Source organism: Paenibacillus xylanilyticus (assembly GCF_013359935.1).
Lineage (GTDB): Bacteria > Bacillota > Bacilli > Paenibacillales > Paenibacillaceae > Paenibacillus > Paenibacillus xylanilyticus.
The window spans coordinates 50520-67222 of the sequence record NZ_JABMCB010000176.1 but is presented as its reverse complement, the minus strand read 5'-3'; the positions used below and the strand labels follow the sequence as shown (position 1 = coordinate 67222).

The 16703-nt window shown below is 38.3% G+C and carries 17 protein-coding genes; 15 read left to right on the top strand and 2 right to left on the bottom strand.

Annotation, left to right across the window (positions count from 1 at the left end):
* Window positions 1–38 precede the first annotated feature (38 nt).
* Window positions 39–212: a Spo0E family sporulation regulatory protein-aspartic acid phosphatase gene (locus tag HP552_RS10875; protein WP_246310839.1), complete on the top strand. Its 174-nt coding sequence runs from the start codon at window positions 39–41 to the stop codon at window positions 210–212.
* A gap of 64 nt (window positions 213–276) precedes the next feature.
* Window positions 277–819 (top strand): DUF5983 family protein, encoded by a 543-nt coding sequence (locus HP552_RS10870; protein ID WP_175395504.1) that lies wholly within the window; start codon window positions 277–279, stop codon window positions 817–819.
* A gap of 292 nt (window positions 820–1111) precedes the next feature.
* Here the strand turns inward: HP552_RS10870 and HP552_RS10865 are convergent, their stop codons facing one another.
* Complete coding sequence (locus HP552_RS10865; RefSeq protein WP_024630847.1) at window positions 1112–1846, bottom strand: hypothetical protein; 735 nt, start codon at window positions 1844–1846, stop codon at window positions 1112–1114.
* A 714-nt stretch (window positions 1847–2560) separates the two neighbouring features.
* Here HP552_RS10865 and HP552_RS10860 point away from each other — a divergent pair.
* The 13 genes from HP552_RS10860 to HP552_RS10800 all read left to right on the top strand — a co-directional run bounded on the left by HP552_RS10860 (window position 2561) and on the right by HP552_RS10800 (window position 16118).
* The gene (locus tag HP552_RS10860; RefSeq protein ID WP_175395503.1) at window positions 2561–2905 is read left to right on the top strand and encodes a hypothetical protein; all 345 of its coding nucleotides are present in this window, start codon (window positions 2561–2563) and stop codon (window positions 2903–2905) included.
* A 22-nt stretch (window positions 2906–2927) separates the two neighbouring features.
* Window positions 2928–3920, top strand: a complete 993-nt coding sequence (locus tag HP552_RS10855) for a hypothetical protein (RefSeq protein ID WP_175395502.1) — start codon at window positions 2928–2930, stop codon at window positions 3918–3920.
* 76 nt (window positions 3921–3996) lie between these two features.
* Complete coding sequence (locus tag HP552_RS10850) at window positions 3997–4986, top strand: DNA adenine methylase (RefSeq protein ID WP_175395501.1); 990 nt, start codon at window positions 3997–3999, stop codon at window positions 4984–4986.
* Window positions 4987–5017: 31 nt separating this feature from the next.
* Window positions 5018–6418, top strand: a complete 1401-nt coding sequence (locus HP552_RS10845) for a DNA cytosine methyltransferase (protein WP_175395500.1) — start codon at window positions 5018–5020, stop codon at window positions 6416–6418.
* 95 nt (window positions 6419–6513) lie between these two features.
* The gene (locus tag HP552_RS10840; RefSeq protein ID WP_217506380.1) at window positions 6514–7797 is read left to right on the top strand and encodes a phosphoadenosine phosphosulfate reductase domain-containing protein; all 1284 of its coding nucleotides are present in this window, start codon (window positions 6514–6516) and stop codon (window positions 7795–7797) included.
* 33 nt (window positions 7798–7830) lie between these two features.
* Entirely contained in the window at window positions 7831–8241 is a 411-nt protein-coding gene (locus HP552_RS10835) for a hypothetical protein (protein WP_175395499.1), read from the top strand.
* A 360-nt stretch (window positions 8242–8601) separates the two neighbouring features.
* Window positions 8602–9039, top strand: coding sequence for a hypothetical protein (locus tag HP552_RS10830; RefSeq protein WP_024630839.1), 438 nt, complete (start codon window positions 8602–8604; stop codon window positions 9037–9039).
* 294 nt (window positions 9040–9333) lie between these two features.
* Complete coding sequence (locus tag HP552_RS10825) at window positions 9334–10392, top strand: RNA-guided endonuclease InsQ/TnpB family protein (RefSeq protein ID WP_175395498.1); 1059 nt, start codon at window positions 9334–9336, stop codon at window positions 10390–10392.
* A gap of 582 nt (window positions 10393–10974) precedes the next feature.
* Window positions 10975–11298 (top strand): hypothetical protein, encoded by a 324-nt coding sequence (locus HP552_RS10820; protein ID WP_175395497.1) that lies wholly within the window; start codon window positions 10975–10977, stop codon window positions 11296–11298.
* A gap of 55 nt (window positions 11299–11353) precedes the next feature.
* Entirely contained in the window at window positions 11354–12442 is a 1089-nt protein-coding gene (locus HP552_RS10815) for a hypothetical protein (RefSeq protein ID WP_175395496.1), read from the top strand.
* A 139-nt stretch (window positions 12443–12581) separates the two neighbouring features.
* Complete coding sequence (locus HP552_RS10810) at window positions 12582–14705, top strand: phosphoadenosine phosphosulfate reductase domain-containing protein (RefSeq protein WP_175395495.1); 2124 nt, start codon at window positions 12582–12584, stop codon at window positions 14703–14705.
* 98 nt (window positions 14706–14803) lie between these two features.
* Window positions 14804–15262: a type IV pilus biogenesis protein PilM gene (locus HP552_RS10805; RefSeq protein ID WP_175395494.1), complete on the top strand. Its 459-nt coding sequence runs from the start codon at window positions 14804–14806 to the stop codon at window positions 15260–15262.
* A 142-nt stretch (window positions 15263–15404) separates the two neighbouring features.
* Complete coding sequence (locus HP552_RS10800) at window positions 15405–16118, top strand: hypothetical protein (protein WP_175395493.1); 714 nt, start codon at window positions 15405–15407, stop codon at window positions 16116–16118.
* A gap of 26 nt (window positions 16119–16144) precedes the next feature.
* Here the strand turns inward: HP552_RS10800 and HP552_RS10795 are convergent, their stop codons facing one another.
* The gene (locus HP552_RS10795) at window positions 16145–16699 is read right to left on the bottom strand and encodes a hypothetical protein (RefSeq protein ID WP_175395492.1); all 555 of its coding nucleotides are present in this window, start codon (window positions 16697–16699) and stop codon (window positions 16145–16147) included.
* Window positions 16700–16703: the final 4 nt, after the last annotated feature.

Below are 16703 nucleotides of genomic sequence, written 5' to 3'. Positions count from 1 at the left end.
CTGCGTTTTTTCATTCTTCTTCAAGGAGCTGAATACCAATGTTGCAAAATATTGAATTGAATGACCTCATTGAAGTTAGGCGAAGAGAATTAGAATGTTTAGTAGTTCAACATGACTTTAATTTTCAAGATGAGCACGTGATCAAGAAATCAGTAGAGCTAGATGATCTCTTGAATTTACTCAACAAGAAAGATGACTCAGCCAACAAGTAAATATCAGATTGATAGCTACTCAAAAAAATTAAAATCTAGAAATCTAATAGAGAGTAGGAATAAAATGAGTACACAGATCGTTCTATTTGTATGTATACATGGAGACCTTATCGAAGAAATCAAACCTTATATCGGGCCTAATGCATTTGAAAGGGCAGCTGCTGCTTTCGAAGCTTGGACCGGTATTTCATATGCTGAATATAAAAAGCGTTCGGATGAGGGTGAAGAATCTGAAGAAATACTCGGTGAAGATAAAGCTGGTTCAACAATCATGTTTGAGACAGCAGAAGACGACCCTTCATTGCTGCAGCATCAACCTGAAAAAGAAACAATGCTTGTACTAAGTATCAGTCACATTACCGAAGAGATTAATAATGCACTACTTCAAGGTAATTTTGGAACTTTTTCATATTACCCGAAAGAGGCTGGCTTTGACATTAATGGTTTCTTCATTTATGTTCCACATAAAGATGAAAATCTTAAGAGTTTTGATTTACCTGACTGTGTAGAAGGCATTTTTAGATATGCTCAAAGCCACGATTCCGAATGGATTTTGCTGGAGAGAGATGCTGAAATACGTCCGGATTTACCTGTTTATGAATGGTAAGCCAGTCTTCAGACCAATAACACATTAATAGTACCAAGGAGAAAATATCATCAATAGCATGAATGCACTCATTACCGCCGCCTTATAGTGTGGCGGTTTTTTGTATTCAAAATTATCTGTGGTAAAAGAAACAATCATACAAACATGTGTAGAACCCTTGTTTCGCAGAAGCGGGCAAGGGTTCTACCAATTATTATATTGAACCTAGATTAAAAAGGTTAATAGTACATAAGCGGGTTGGGATCGTTGAACATTGAATTTGTTGAATATGACTTTATCGGCCGGTTGATACTTACTGATAAGAACCTCTGCCATCAGTAAAAGTAACTGCTATTCCGTAACGATCGTCAATATGATCTCCAATTTTAACTCTTAGCTCCCTTGTTTTAGCTGATACACCACCGAAACTGGTATGCTTATAAGATAAATGGGCTTCTGCAGGGATACTTTTACTCCTAATTTCAGTAAGTCTATCAATTACCAACTTTTCGTCAGAATATACTCCCATAATGGAATGAATGGAGGTGCCCGACACACCAGTAATGTAGCTACTACCGATGTGCGTGTCTATGAATGCAGAGGTATTGAAACTCGCTGTTCCAAAGACACTTGTTCCTTCAACCTTGAAATATAAGGATGCTCCATTGGAAGCAGTAGTAGATACATCCGTAGGTTCTATTACTAATCTTAATTTCTTATATGAACCATCTTCAAACTTCTGGTGTATCGTTGGATTTTCAGAAGTGACCGTCAAACTTCCGTTGTTATTAGAATCCGATGTTCTAAAAGCAGTTGAATTTGGTTTATCCGCATCTAAAATTTCTCCATTTTTTAATTTGTTAATTACACTGTTAATATCATCCTGTGAGGACCCATCTTCTCTCATATGCTCAGCAATTTTTTGGTAATCCTCTTCTGAGAAGCTAGCAGTAGCACTGGAATAAGATAAGGGGTAAACGAACGTACCCAGTAAGAAAAGGATAAGAGCTAAGGATATTGTTCTAAAAGCTGGAATCTTTCTGATCAAAATTATTACCTCCCAATATTTAGTATGAACCGAGTATATCACTGTAAAAATTTAGTGCAAGTTAGGAGGTTAGCAAAAATGTACCTTATTATTCCTTTTTTACTCGTGACTTTGATCTCTGGATTTCTAGGATTTATGGTCTATAGATTTTCTAACATTATTATCGGAACGGTTGTGACAATTGTAACCTCGATCTTTATAGCGTATATGTTTACAGATTTATATGCCTTTTTTGGAGTTATAGGAGGGGTATTGTTCTATTTCATATTAATAAAATTTTCAAAATAAATTATTTATTCAGCTTACCTGAACTTGTCATTGACCCGGAATTAAAAATATACATTCTTAATTGAAATCCATCCACGATTAGGATAAAATTATAGTCATATAACAAGTCCATTTCTTCATTGTTTTCATCTGAGACATGTACATACTATTGTATGATGATGTTAACCTAATGAAACGGACATGGTTCTTTTTTTGGAATCGTGGAAACAATGTAAGAAAACGCGAACATATTACATTATTCAATGGTATGACGGCGTTGTTCTTTTCTGGAAAGCCGATATTAGCTTTAATTTACGATTCCAGTGGGTTATGCATTTTTTGTTTGTTTATTTTAAAAAACTAATACTGCTATCGCATTTATAAACGGAATTCTCTTAATCTGAGGATTCCGTTTTTTTGCGTTTAGGCCAAAGGAGAAAAATTTAAATGAAAAAAGTACAGGACACTGAGTTGTTAATTCTGAAGGTAAATCCCGTCAAATGGGAAGAGAAGTTCAAAGTAAAACAAATGATTGGAATGTGTTTTAGCAAAGTAAATGGATGTTATCGGGCCTACCCGGTATATTCCGACACAGATCAAAGCCATCTAGTAGATAGGTATACAGAAATGGATCTTATTTTCGCTCTTTCCATAGTTCGTGAGGAGAATCAATTTGATTCAATTCATGATTATATCAATGTTAATAATCGAGCTAAAGTAGCAGAGTGGATCAATCTTATTGAAGAGGACATTCGTTACGCGAACCTTTATGAAGCTGTTAGTACATACTAAAAACCATAAGGAGATGAACTGTATGATCACTGTACAAGACGAAATTTGGGAACAAAAGTTCAATGACTATAGCCAGTACTTTATCGGTGAACAATATGGTGTAGCTGCAAGTATCCGATTTGAAGAAGATTTAAATCGCTGTTTAGTGCTGGGCCAATACCTGTTTAATAACGATTATATCTCGAAGGAAAAGATGATTGATGACATAGTCATTAAAGCTTTACTAAAGGGGACTATGTTTGAAAAATGTAATTCAATCGATGATTTACTAAATATGAACTGTGACAGACAAGAAACTCAACTAGCAATAGCTATCCCACCTTCACATGCAAATTCCGAAACTGAAAAACCTGATACTGATACTATTACTCTTAAACTTCGTGTTGTTTCTCAACAGGATTCATATTATCTGCAACAAGCTCTTAATGTAGAGAATAAGTATATGACCAATCAACAGTATCGTTTTTATCACGTCTCTGTAGACGACAGTCTTGATATAAAGAACATAACTGGCTTTGGTTGGTTCTATCTGGTTCGAGAAAATAATACAATAATGATCGTTACGCTTGAGAATCGTCAACAAAACGAGTATGAGTCGCGTTTAGAATTTCTAATCAGTTTAAGCCGGTCTCGAATTCAAAAGGAAACATCGGAGCATGTCATCCAGGTTTGGACAGATATTGATTTTGAATACTGTCTTAATATTAAAGCAGAGCATGTTTCGTCTACTGAATGGCATTTAATCACCCAAAAATCTATCTTGGAACAATTTGCACCTATAGATCCCGTCGATGTGGAGATAGCGCTCTATGACAAGACAGAAAGAATTACACTACCGGTTTGTGACGCTGGAGAGTTTATCTCCTCTACAGATAAAATACGTGGAAACACACTCACTTCAGATGCAGATACATGGGGGACAGCAATGAATGCTAAGGCTTATAGATCCCATGTGTACTTTATCGAGGACATTCAAAGGTATGGCGTAATAGTTGAATCGTATTATGTCTACTAACATCACTAAACAATAAAGAAGCTGAACATCTTGTTCAGCTTCTTTATTTTCCAATGAAAGGGTTGATACTTCAGAGATGTCTATGGAGTTGGTATGTAGATTTTGTGGACGCTTAGAGGACACGCTTGATGATATTGATTCAAGTGAAGAGGGGTTTTGGTGCGATTACTGCGACGGTTTTACCTATTTCAATTCTAGTAATGAACACCGGTTCACCTTATTACTAGAAGAAAAAGGACAGAAGGAGGAATCCACCCCTAGGCTCGCTGCACCCAAAATAAAATTTAATAAGCAGCTTTCTTGCCTTCGGTATCCTGGTGGAAAATCAAAAATGATACCGGCTATCCATTCGAAAATCAGGGAGACAAAATCTGAATGTCTTGTTGGTGCCTATGCCGGCGGTGCGAGTGCCGAATTTGCACTACTTGAAGCAGGAGTAGTCAAAAGGCTAGTTCTTAATGATGTGGACTTCGGTATTTATGCTTTGTACTGGACGATAAAACATGCACCATATGATTTAATTTATCGGTTGCAATCTAGCTCATCACCATCCGAAAAGGACTATTTTAATGCTCAAAAAATCATTAAAAAGGATTACCCCGACTGCACAACCTTAGATGCAGCCTGGTATACCTTACTTGTCAATCGTTTAGCTTATTCCGGTATCTATAAAGCCAACCCCCTTGGAGGGAGAAACGGCGAAGCAGTCAAACGATTGTCCCGTTGGAACCCGGATCGTCTGATTCAACGAATTGAAAAGATTCATACATTAAGTGATCGCATAACTGTTCTAAATGAAGATGCATTACATGTCATTGAAGAATACTACTGGTCACTTGAGGGAACAACCATCTTTGTGGATCCCCCTTTTGTTGAAAAAGGCAACCAGTTGTATCGCCACTTCTATAAAAAAAATGAACATGTTGCATTGAATGTACTACTGGAGTCGCTGTATCAAGGAATGCCTGGCGCAGATATCATCGTCACTTATGATGATCATCCTTTGATTCGAGACTTGTATTACCTGCCAACAACTGAAAACATTCGTCGCTATTACTCTATCTAATATAAGGACCAGTAAACAGGGGGATATCCATATGAATTTAATGCTTAAGAAAGTTTACAAAGTAACCAAAAAAGCGATGAAGCCGCGTCTCTGGCTCTACTCTTTAGTATGCGAAGCAGCTGGCTTTGAACCTGGACAAAAATTGTTCATAGCTACTGATGTAGAGTCAAAACAAATCATCATACAATCAGAGCCTATCACAGATGAAGATCATGTCGTGCATGTGTCATCACGGAAGAGTAATGGCGTTTTACGACCTATTGTCGATACTGCGAAGGAAAGCTATCGAAGTATTATTGACGTTGAGAACAAAGTAGAAATGTGTGTCTTCAAGGATGATCACATGAGTAGGGTCATCATTCGACCTCTTCATTTTGAATTATTTACTCAAGATTCCTTGGTTAGCAGCTCAGACAAACGGATCAGGACTTTCACCATCTGTAGTGGGGCAGGCATCGTAAGTAGCAGTTTTTCAGACACCGGCTATTTCTCATCTGTTGGAGCTATAGAGCTTGATGATGATAGTAGTGCCGTATATCGCGAAAACTTCCCGCAGAGCTACTTATACACTGGGGATCTTCTTGATTGTAACACTGTAGCTGAATCGGATATAACCATTGTAACGTTGCCGTGTAATGAGGTTTCAACATTGGGTTTAATGGAGGCTGGGATATTCAACAACCTTGCATTAGCAACAACGGAGCTAATCCGTAGTACAAAGTGCCGTGCAATTTTTATGGAGAATGTGACTGGTTTCTATTCCACTGACGCTTACAAAACGATTAAAGATTTACTTTCAGATGAGTTTCCCTTTTGGAGCGAATCAACGATAGAAGCGCATGATTTTGGTTCGATCGCACGAAGAAAACGAACCTATGTTGTTGCAGTTCGTAATGAAGAAGACTTTAAGTCCTTTTCATTCCCAAAGACACCAAAGAGTATCCGAAAGCGAAAACTGAGAGATTACTTAGATGGCAAAAGAGTTTCCCATCTTTGGAAACCACTCCATAAATTCATGGAAAGTTTTGAGTCAAAGGCGGAAAAGAATAATAGTTGGAAAGATCGTAGTCTTGAAAAGACGTTCGTCACCCCTGAGGTCACAGAAATACAGTGTATCCCTAAGCGGTACCGAGCCCAATCTGCATCAAGTACATATCTTCTTTCAGAGGATAAACAGTCCTTCAGATTTCTGACGATTGAAGAAATTCGGCGTATTCTTTCTGTTCCGGATTGGTTTGTATTTCCACCATATGTTCCAGAAACACGCATCTATGAAATGCTTGGTCAAAGCGTAGATTGTCGAATCGTTAAATCTATCGCAAATAAAATTGCGGAGATGTTTTTCAGAAGTAAAAATACTTCTAAAAAGACTACTTCGCAACCATTCGGCATTCAAATGAATCAGAAGGGACAACTTGGGTTTATGTTTTAAAACAGAACGGCAGACTAATCTAAACCACAATAATTCAGGTATAGCTTTTAAAGCTATACCTGTTCTATGTCTAATAAAATGTAGGAGGTTATGTATTGGCCAACTCTAATGTGCAGTTATCGTTTGAATTCTTAGAGGATATCTTACAGGATCAACCTCAATTTATTCGTGACCGAGAATGTAACGAAGCCACACCGGTGGTATATGGTTACAAAAGTAAGAGGATATACGGTAATAATACAAATATTTATCCTAACATACTAGGAAGAACAGATACACCTCATATGAAGAAAATATACTTGGAACATATTGATCCATTGGAAAGTTATCATAAAATATTTGTACTGTTCAGTGGAGGGAAAGATTCTGTTGCTTCCGTATTAGATCTTCTAGAAAAAGGAGTTCCGCAATCTAAAATTATCCTTCTACATCACGACATTGATGGCGGATCTAATAAAAAAATGGATTGGCCAGCAACCAAACCATACTGTACCGCCTTCGCTGCGGTATTTGGTTTAGAAATTCGTTTCTCTTATCGGGAAGAAGGTTTCTGGGGAGAAGTGTACAGGCTAGGTTCTAAGCGGCCTGTTCAGTTTCAAGATGCTGATGGCAAAATGAAACGTATAGAGCCTAAATCCTGGTCAAGAAGCGGGGAACTAAAGGAGCTTCTTGAGCGAGCTGAGGAGGAAGGTAATCTAGAGACTAAACAAACTATTGAAGATGAATTGAAGAGCTACGGTTATCGCTATCGTTTTCCTGCTAAAAGCCCGAACTTGCAAACCAGATACTGCAGTAGTGCCTTAAAGATTGAAGTTAGTGATGTAGCTATCAAAAAACAATTAGATACTCAGGAAAATTGTAAAATCCTGATCGTTAGTGGTGAACGTAGGGGAGAAAGCAACAACCGTGCTAAATACAATATGATGGAACTTCACAGAGCACATGCCCCTTCAAGGAAAAAAAGGTTTGTCCACCATTATAGAAATATTATTGACTATTCTGAAAAGGATGTCTGGGAAGTATTGAAGCGAAACAGAGTGATCCCACATCCTTGTTATGTTGTCGGATGGGGAAGGGCTTCTTGTGCTTGTTGTATTTTCAGCAGCCCCTCACACTTTGCAGGAATAAAAGAGATTCTCCCAGATTATTACGAAAATATCGTACTGGCTGAGATTGATTTAAACTTTACACTCGATAACAAGCTAAGTCTGAATGAGTATGTGGGGAATGCGCCAAGTTGTGTACAGCATAATCAGCAAAAAGCTATTCACCAATTAGTAACAGGTGAAATCACACCTTCAGACATCATTTTAGAAGATAAGGAAAAGTGGACCTATCCCGCAGGTGCTTTCCGTCATGGGATAGGCGGACCATGTTAAGCACAATACATTTAAATATTGGAGGACATATATATGATTAATAATCTATCTATTGTTGAAAACATTGAAGAAGCGGAAACCCAAGCACTTCATTTCGGACTTGACGTTACGGGTATGGATCCCGACAGTGTCATTATGAAGGTCAACGAATATATAGTTCTGAATGCTATTACAAAACCAGTTCCGGAAACAAACTCAATTCAAATTGAGCTGTCGGATATTTTGACCTTAAGAAACGAGATTACAGATTTCATCGCGGAGTATCGTGTCTTGAACATACTTGCGGGTGAATCAAAAAGATACATCGTTCTCTGCAAACTGGAAGATGAACACAACGATTCTTATGATTTATTATTCTATGTTCTTGATGACAATAACAATTTAGAATTGTTAACCGCTGATGAATGGCCTGATGTTGAAAAGTTGTACGAAGAGCAGGTGTAATAACAGGTTGAGTAATCGGTAATTTTCATATAGAATGTAGTTATATTACATTAAATGATTTCCCTCAGAGCGGTTACACTGTGAACATGTATTAGCATGATGACAGCTATCTAATTTCGCATAGGACATATGGATTGAGGGTTAATGTGTGTACTTTTTATTCTGAAAAGATGGCACGAAAGTAAGTTTAGTTCAGATCGCCCAGTTTCTAATAGGGTGCTAGCTAATTACCAATTAAAATGTCAGTTCAGATTTAATTCATAATATACCAAACCCTTAACGGTTTTATAAGACGCTTAACTACTGAAAAGTAGCTAGGCGTCTTTTTTTATACATAAAAACGGAAGGAAGGCGAGTTCGATGAAGAAAACAATGGATTTTGAGCTTTTTCTCTGTGATGTAGCAGTCATTTTGCTTCATGGATTAAAAGATTTAAACGCCTCTTTGTACGCAATCAAAAAAGAGGAAAACGGATCGTTTTGGTACAGCAGCTATCACCCAGATTACGGTGATATTTGTGGACCATGGCTACCGGTGATGACGGATTTGGAGCAATTGATGCTCCACCCAATTGATGAATACAAGTACAACGGAGAAAAAATCTCTGGTGTGAATCGATTTTACATTTTGGAGATGCTTCGACGGGGGGAACAAAAGAAAGAACAACTTCGGTTAGAACGATTGAAGTTAGCTGCAGCCCAAAAAGAGCAAGAACAGAAAAGAGAAAGATCCACCAAATCGAATCAATTTCGTACAAGGAGAAATTATGGACTACATCTGCAGTCACGTTTCAATTGAGCTACATTACAACCAGCTTCGTCAAATCGGTACGGTTTCTAGCCATGCTCTTCTAGATGAATATGAAGGTGTAGGGCATGTCTGGGAGGTTTACCCGGACCAATATGGAACTGAAGAGCACTTCTTTGGTTGGGTGTACGAATCTAAACGTTCACTAGACAGAATCATTATGAAAGATGTTGGTGATAGCTGGTTAACATTTATTGGGACAGGGAATCACCTTCGAAGGATAGGACAAATTGACAACCTGACTTCAACAAACTTGAAGAACAAAGTGTAGGGAAGTGTTAATGTATGTCACAAAAGATAACTATTCAGATACGCATATTTCCCTCTAACCCATCCATATTGGTGGAGATGGCAAACACGTATATCCGCACGGTTAATAAACTAACAAAGCAAGCCGTAGCGTCTGGAACGTTTCCAAAGCTCACGTCGAAGACAGTCCACGCGAATTTACCTTCTGCTGTAAAAAATCAACTCATTCGAGATGCTAAAAGTATTTTTAAAAAAGCAAATAAGCTAAAAAAGCTACCTATTCTCAAAAAGCGAGTGTATTACGTAAATAATCAAAACTATTCTATCGGTAACAGAAGCATTTCTTTTCCCGTGGTTATAGAAGGAAAAGTTCAACGTCTGGTATTACCAGCACGATTGTCTGCTCGAGATCGAGACATTCTTTATAAAGGTAAGCTTGGTCTTTTACGCGTTGTTCAAAAGTCAGCGAAATGGTTTGTGCAAGTATCCGTTGAATGTCCGACAGAGCAAGCAAACGGTGATATCATTATGGGTGTAGATTTAGGTATAAAAGTTCCTGCTGTTATCGTTACATCCAGTGGCAAAACAAAATTCTGCGGAAACGGAAGGAAGAACAAGTATATTCGTCGTAAGTATCACTCTCATCGACGAAAACTAGGAAAACTCAAGAAATTAGCTGCTATCCGCAAACATGGTAACAAGGAAAGTCGTTACATGAAAGACCAAAATCACAAAATCAGTCGCCAGATTGTTAACATAGCAATCCAAGAAAACGTATCCCTCATTAAAGTTGAGGATCTGAAGGATATTCGTAAGACGACAAGTAAAAGTCGCAAAAACAATAAAAATCTGCATCATTGGTCCTTTTATCAATTACAGAGGTTTATCGAATACAAAGCGGCAATATCAGGAATTAAGGTGGCACAGGTTAATCCAGCATTTACTTCTCAAACCTGCCCTTCATGTGATAACCGGAACAAAACAACCGATCGAACCTACCAATGCAACTGCGGATATACAGCACATCGAGATCGTGTCGGTGCAATCAATATATTGCGCCAACCTTTGGCAGATGGTAACAGTCTGTCAGCCTAAGATGCTACATGCACTGTCTTGGGACGGGCCGCTGACACAGCCCTTAACTTAGCAGTTGTCCAAACCAGAAACGGATTGAGGATGCTTCAACTAGCTAAGAATCCACGGATTTAACCGTTTGGAATGTCAAAGTTACTTATGAAGGCCATGATAAATCAACTTTGCCAGTAGTTTATGGATAATACTATTTTTCCAATAATTTTTATGAGTTTGCCTGTTCACGGGCAAGCTCTTTTTTATTTCAACAAAGGAGGCACTGAAAATGGCTCAAATTCCTGAGTGGGTCATCGAATTAGCTGAGATAAGTGATTATGAATATCACTTTAATAGGTTGAAAAAGTTCATGAATGAAGACAGATGTACAACCTTCTCGTAGTAGAAGCAGCTGAATTGGATATCGAAGAGATTGTAGATACCAGCTATTTCAACGAGCTTTTGCGTCATTTAATCCACTCACTGTAAGTGAGTTACATGAGAAATATGGTAAAGGTCAAATCAACAATACGATCCTTGCATATGAACAACTCAAATTATATTACGATCAGTACTTCAACAATTTATTAAACAAAGGAGAGGTATCTTGTGAATAAGCAAAAAGCAGCAGTCCTGTGTATCGTTGAGGTGGATGAAGGACTTCTTCCATCTCATTGGTTTAAACTTATGAAGATCGCGGAACATGAATCTACTACAACTCAATGGATCCCCTACAGTTTAGAGGCGGAATGTAATTCAGTCGCCTATGGATTTATGCGGAACGATTTATTCGATGAACATTTTTTAAATGATTTAAAAAACACTATAACCCCTGTCCTTATGGATTGGAACTTGGAAACTGCAAATGGAAGTTATACAACGAAAAGTGGCCATGTAGTTATTATGTTTGGCCATGTCGATCATATTAATTAAACAAATAAAATACTATAATAGAGCTATTACAAGGCCAGTTAAGGGAGAATAAACAGTGAATAAGGACCTTAAATTTGACTATGTATCCAACATTACTCCTGCTGAGTTTGATGATGATGTAGAAGTAGTCATTAATACAGAAGATGATGAAATCGAAGCAATTATGGAGGAAACAGATTGGTTAGAGTTCGAAAAACCGAGGTTCAAAAATGTAAGAGCCAAATTAGGTTTGATTCTGGAACTCATACAGCATACAGATCAAATATTACCGAATCAAGAGCCACCTAGAACAAAATATGAAATGAATGGTGGTATCAAAAAGGCAATCCAACGAGGCGCTATGCTGCAGGAGGTAGAGGTATTCAATCTTTACTTCAAGTTTCGTTCTCATCTTCATGGAGATGGGATTGCACTAATGTACAAATCACCGAGCATGAACAAAGAATGTATCATCTTGCTACCTGATAATACAGAGTTAAGGATTGAAAAAGAAAAAATTTTGTATAAGAATGAAGCCTTTCAACTTGTCTTAAAAGAGCTAATGAGCCCTGACTCTCAAAGTTTTCTGCTGGAAAACTTAAACATGTTAAATTTACATGAGCGCTGTGCTCAGTCTTTACAACATGAATACGGACATGTGCTGAATGTTAGGGAGTTCGAAGCATTAGACATTATGCCTTATAACGCTGAAGCAATGTATACCTGGTTCGGCGATTTCGGTTATCTTGATAACGTCGATAAAAGATATCCGGTTTTTGGCGGTATATCTGTGTGGGACAAGCTACACGTGATGAAGGAGTCACTTGTTGAGGACTACCGCATCTCATTGAATATCCGAACGGATCGTGGTAAATTTATATTACCAAATAAGTTTGGCTTTTCTGGAGATTTTCAAAATTCGGAATTTTTACTTGAAGGAGTGGAACTAATGAAGCGAATGCTTAAAGGACAATTACAAGTCAACGCTCGTCGTCCTGCCTCCTCCTCTGATTACGATACAATTAAAGCCTTTCATGAGGTGCAACAGCGACGGATATCTTCAAACTGGGTTGCTGGAACACCTTCCATGACTAAAGATGTGATTTCTCGTGATCTTGAGGAATTAAGACGATCACCTTACAACCAGGTCGCTGCAACTAAATAAATCCATAAGAAGTGCACTTCATAACGAAGTGCGCTTCTTTTCTTTTAAAAAACAAATAAATGGAGGAAAGCTCTTATAAGAATTATTAATGAGGGCTTTTTGCCTTCGTTATGTTTGTTTATTTGAGCTAATTATTACTATGGAACAAGACACCTACAAATTCAAAGAAACAGTTAGTAAAATTAAACCTGTTCAGCATTTACACAAACATAACCAACAATCTGTTCAGTTATGGCGGCTACTAAAAGATGCCGGCTGTGTGTACTTCGGGACCGTTAGAAAATGGACTTCCGTATTTCAGTTATCAAATTTCTATGTTGCGATACATCATTTTATTGATGAGGAACCGATTGAAGAACTGATTGGAAAAGAAACAAACGTACACTGGTCAAGTGTTCTATCGGAACCGGAGTACCATCCTTTAGCAAAACTGATAGAAGATTTGGAAGGAAATCTGCAGACACAATGTTGTGTCCCAGAACAAACCTTTATCGATGCATGCCAAAAACCATACAGTGTGCACCTTCAATCTCCAAAACATAAGTTTATGCTTTGGTTTAGAACTTCAAGTGAGTTTTCCTTCTTGCTTGAGATCTTCTTTACAACTCAACAAATCCCCCCTTATGGCGTTAACCTCCCAAATGAGTGGCCGAATATACGTGTCCGATATACAAATGAGTATGAGAGCCAAGCTCTATTTGATATCACTGAATATCTTGTAGACACAGAACCTCTTCCAAAAGAGGCTATGGTGATTCAAGATACCATCGATTCGCATTTAATTGAGTATTCACAGGAGGCAGTAAAACGTATTTTTGCAGAGAATGAGAAGGTAGTCATAGCATATTCCGGAGGGAAAGACTCCAGTGTACTACTACAGTTATGTGTGGAATTTGTATTAGCGAATCCGATGTATCAGGACAAGCTTTATATTATCTCAGCCAGTACAGGAGTAGAGAACCCGATCATCGAGCAACATATTCGTACAATGCAATCAGTCGTAACGAATAAGCTTGATCAATTATTTATTAACGGATTTAGTATCGATCGATTTACTATAGTAGAACCTGAATCAGACCAAACTTACACAGCTTGCGTGTTTGGAGATGGATTCATTCCGCCATCAGCAACATTTAAGTGGTGCGTTGAGCGACTTAAAGTAAACCCAGGACAGGATGATTTACTTGAACGCTTCTCTAACAATGAGTTAGTATGCCAGGTCCTCGGAGTGAGATCAGCTGAATCCAGTAATCGATCTAAGTCCATTGAACACCATTTTAGCAATGATTTTTATGGTGTACATGTTTTGAGAGGGGGATTAAGAACTGCGCCCCCGATTCGCCATTGGACCGCTGCTGATGTGGCCACTTACTTAGTCCGCACTCCAGCTCCTTGGAACGAAGAGTACTCCAATCACAATCTTATCAATATCTACGGGCTTGCTTCAGGAATGATGGAGTGCCCCATTGGAGCCATCATCCAGAATGAAAATGATGCCGTCAAAGGGTGTTCCGGATCTTCTGCACGCTTTGGCTGTTGGGCATGCACAGTCGTTAAAGAGGATAAGTCATTAAGTAATCTCGTTGATGCATATCCTGAAGAGCTAGGTCCTCATTACAAAATGAGGAGGCTATTAAAAGGTGTACAAGAAATTCGATATGGCGGCTGTACAGGGTATTACCGAAACAGAGGTGGTTTTAGTACCGGTTATGGGGATTTAACCATCGATATACGCACGATTCTTCTTACGTTCTGGAGAGAATACAATCTGCCTCTTTCTCAAACTGAGGTGGTAGAAATCATCAAAAAAGTGAAGGCCCGTGAAATCCCGGAAGGATTGGCGATATCCCATCGCTTTTGGGCGATCATTCACCGGTTCTTTCCCCATGATCCAGGTCCATTCTCATCAGCCATGTTCCATGCTACATGGGAACCACGATTTCTCATCGATGAAAACAATAACAAAGTGAAACTCGAAACCGTTGGTGTTGATCGTGTGAGTCATGGTGATATAGCTTGGGCAGAACGGTACCAGGCTGTTTGTATGGCTGCCAGATCGATTCAGCCTGATGATGACATTCAGATGGTTGTGAAAGGGATGATGATCGCAGGGAAAGCTGTTCAGGTGCTATATACCAAGAGCAGACCCCAATCGGTGATATTAAATCTTCCGCAGGGACACACAGAAATTAAAATTCCATTAATATCGGAAATCTACGTAATTCCTAAATCTAATTTTTATCAAGATTCATGGGATTTCTAAAATTCTACACTGATACATTCAGCACCAAAAAGTCCTTAATAGGCTGTTACTAGCCATTAAGGACTTTTTTTATTTTCTATAAGAGAGGAATGTTCATCATGAACTCAACAGAATTTACGATACAGCCTTGCTTAAACGAGGAGTTTTTGCCCGACATGTGTTCTGTCCGTTATCCAGGTAACCGGGTGGTATATACAACAATAGATGGTCTGACCCAAAGATATGGTATTTCCAAAGGCTGTAACGGCTATGACCATGTTGCAGTACAAATGGAGGACAACTTAACTATCATATTCGTGCAGTCTGATCGTCTACAGTTAGCTGATGCAAATGAAGAACATCCACGAGAAGTACCTTTACAAGAAATTAGAAGATACCTGCAGCTGTATCCCTATCCAGGTAATGAGAGCGTTGAGGAGATACTGCTTTATGGGAGCTCATTTCACTATGAGCCTTTATACTTTTTCTTCAATCAGAAGTTTTCAATACTTTTAGGCCGCCCGGATTTCGATTGGTTATTGTGCGCAGAAAAATATCCATATTGGAAACGTGTTTGAATGTTTTACTAAACTATCATTACCAAATCACTGTTCAGCTGAAGATTTGCTTGAGCTGTTCATTTTAAACAGTTCTGACCATAAAGAATTGCTACTGGATCAAATTGAATTCCTATATTAATCGATATTGGAGGGACTAACTATGGAACAAATGACTTTAGAAGATACCGCTGCTCAATTAACAAACACTCCACCACACCGGACTCAAATATATGAATCTTACCTCATGCTTCACCAAATGAGTCAATGGAGCGGAAAAACAGGATCCGTCTGTTATGAGGATGAGAATATTGAGTTCTCGATTCCCATTTTTCTTGATCACATGTGGTATTCGAGAGTGCTTCTTGATACAAGTATTCCCTCGCCAATTAAATGGGGAAGAAAGCGAGCATATATGAATTTGCGTAAACCGATATATTCATTGTTGGAATGTGAGGAGAAATACTCGTTTGAATGGTCTTTAGAGAAAGAATTTGAATCTAATTCAAAAGCATATTTTAAAGTGAGCGATATTCCTGCTGCAGATCCTCCACTATATATGTTTCCAGAAACCTATGACAACATTAATATGCCCATAGAAGAAGTTCAGAATCGGTTAATTGGAGTGACTATGCAAGCATATTTCAGTGAATTACAAAGTTGGGTAACAGGAATATTGAGTCAGCCCTTCAATCTTTGCTCTATAGCCATGAAACGAAAAACACTATATCTAGAGGGAAGTGAGGGAATAAGTATCGTTATCAAAGGCATTAAGGACATCCGATCATTTAGTGACCGAGTGATATTTATCTTTCAAGATAAGAAGAAAAAAGGGCGAAGACTGACCTTGTGTAGTATGTACTGCGACCCCCGATAAAACGTAAATAAGAGGTGTCCCAAGATTTATTCTTGAGGCGCCTCTTTTTCATTTTTAGTTTTTTTGGTTTTTCTATCTTTCTTTGCTTCTTTTTCAAGCTGTTTAGGTTCATAGTATGCCCGCATTACAAGTTCGTGTACTTTTATATATCTCCCGCTATTCACGATAAGCCCCATATCTTCAAATTCCCTGAGCTTCCCAAGATGCCGATCCTGCTTAATCGTTCCTGGCCGCAATCCCCATTTAGATTCAGCTTCATTGGTAACCATCACTTTATCCATAGCAGACATGCAATTAGTACAGAGGGTCATGTGAAGAGGCTTCATCTTATTGTACTGATAATTGAGTAGGACCGGTTCCTCGTGTTCCTTGATCCAGTTTTGACACTGGCTACATTGTTTTTCTGATTTAAGAAAAGTGAAACGTTCCAACCTGAAACGTAGGTCGTTTAATTGATGGTTAAGTAGACTCTGAACAATATAATTAATGTCACTAGGTAAATTACTGCTAATATCCTCATAAACCGCTATATTAGCTTCAAGTTCTTCGATCTTTTTCCGCATGTCGTCTACGATGGCCAAATCT

What these genes read in the sequence shown, in the direction of transcription:
- HP552_RS10810 (WP_175395495.1), top strand. Translation starts at nt 12,582, where the DNA reads ATGGAACAAGACACCTACAAATTCAAAGAAACAGTTAGTAAAATTAAA.
- HP552_RS10835 (WP_175395499.1), top strand. Translation starts at nt 7,831, where the DNA reads ATGATTAATAATCTATCTATTGTTGAAAACATTGAAGAAGCGGAAACC.
- HP552_RS10830 (WP_024630839.1), top strand. Translation starts at nt 8,602, where the DNA reads ATGAAGAAAACAATGGATTTTGAGCTTTTTCTCTGTGATGTAGCAGTC.
- HP552_RS10850 (WP_175395501.1), top strand. Translation starts at nt 3,997, where the DNA reads ATGTCTATGGAGTTGGTATGTAGATTTTGTGGACGCTTAGAGGACACG.
- HP552_RS10855 (WP_175395502.1), top strand. Translation starts at nt 2,928, where the DNA reads ATGATCACTGTACAAGACGAAATTTGGGAACAAAAGTTCAATGACTAT.
- HP552_RS10845 (WP_175395500.1), top strand. Translation starts at nt 5,018, where the DNA reads ATGAATTTAATGCTTAAGAAAGTTTACAAAGTAACCAAAAAAGCGATG.
- HP552_RS10800 (WP_175395493.1), top strand. Translation starts at nt 15,405, where the DNA reads ATGGAACAAATGACTTTAGAAGATACCGCTGCTCAATTAACAAACACT.
- HP552_RS10825 (WP_175395498.1), top strand. Translation starts at nt 9,334, where the DNA reads ATGTCACAAAAGATAACTATTCAGATACGCATATTTCCCTCTAACCCA.
- HP552_RS10860 (WP_175395503.1), top strand. Translation starts at nt 2,561, where the DNA reads ATGAAAAAAGTACAGGACACTGAGTTGTTAATTCTGAAGGTAAATCCC.
- HP552_RS10870 (WP_175395504.1), top strand. Translation starts at nt 277, where the DNA reads ATGAGTACACAGATCGTTCTATTTGTATGTATACATGGAGACCTTATC.
- HP552_RS10805 (WP_175395494.1), top strand. Translation starts at nt 14,804, where the DNA reads ATGAACTCAACAGAATTTACGATACAGCCTTGCTTAAACGAGGAGTTT.
- HP552_RS10875 (WP_246310839.1), top strand. Translation starts at nt 39, where the DNA reads ATGTTGCAAAATATTGAATTGAATGACCTCATTGAAGTTAGGCGAAGA.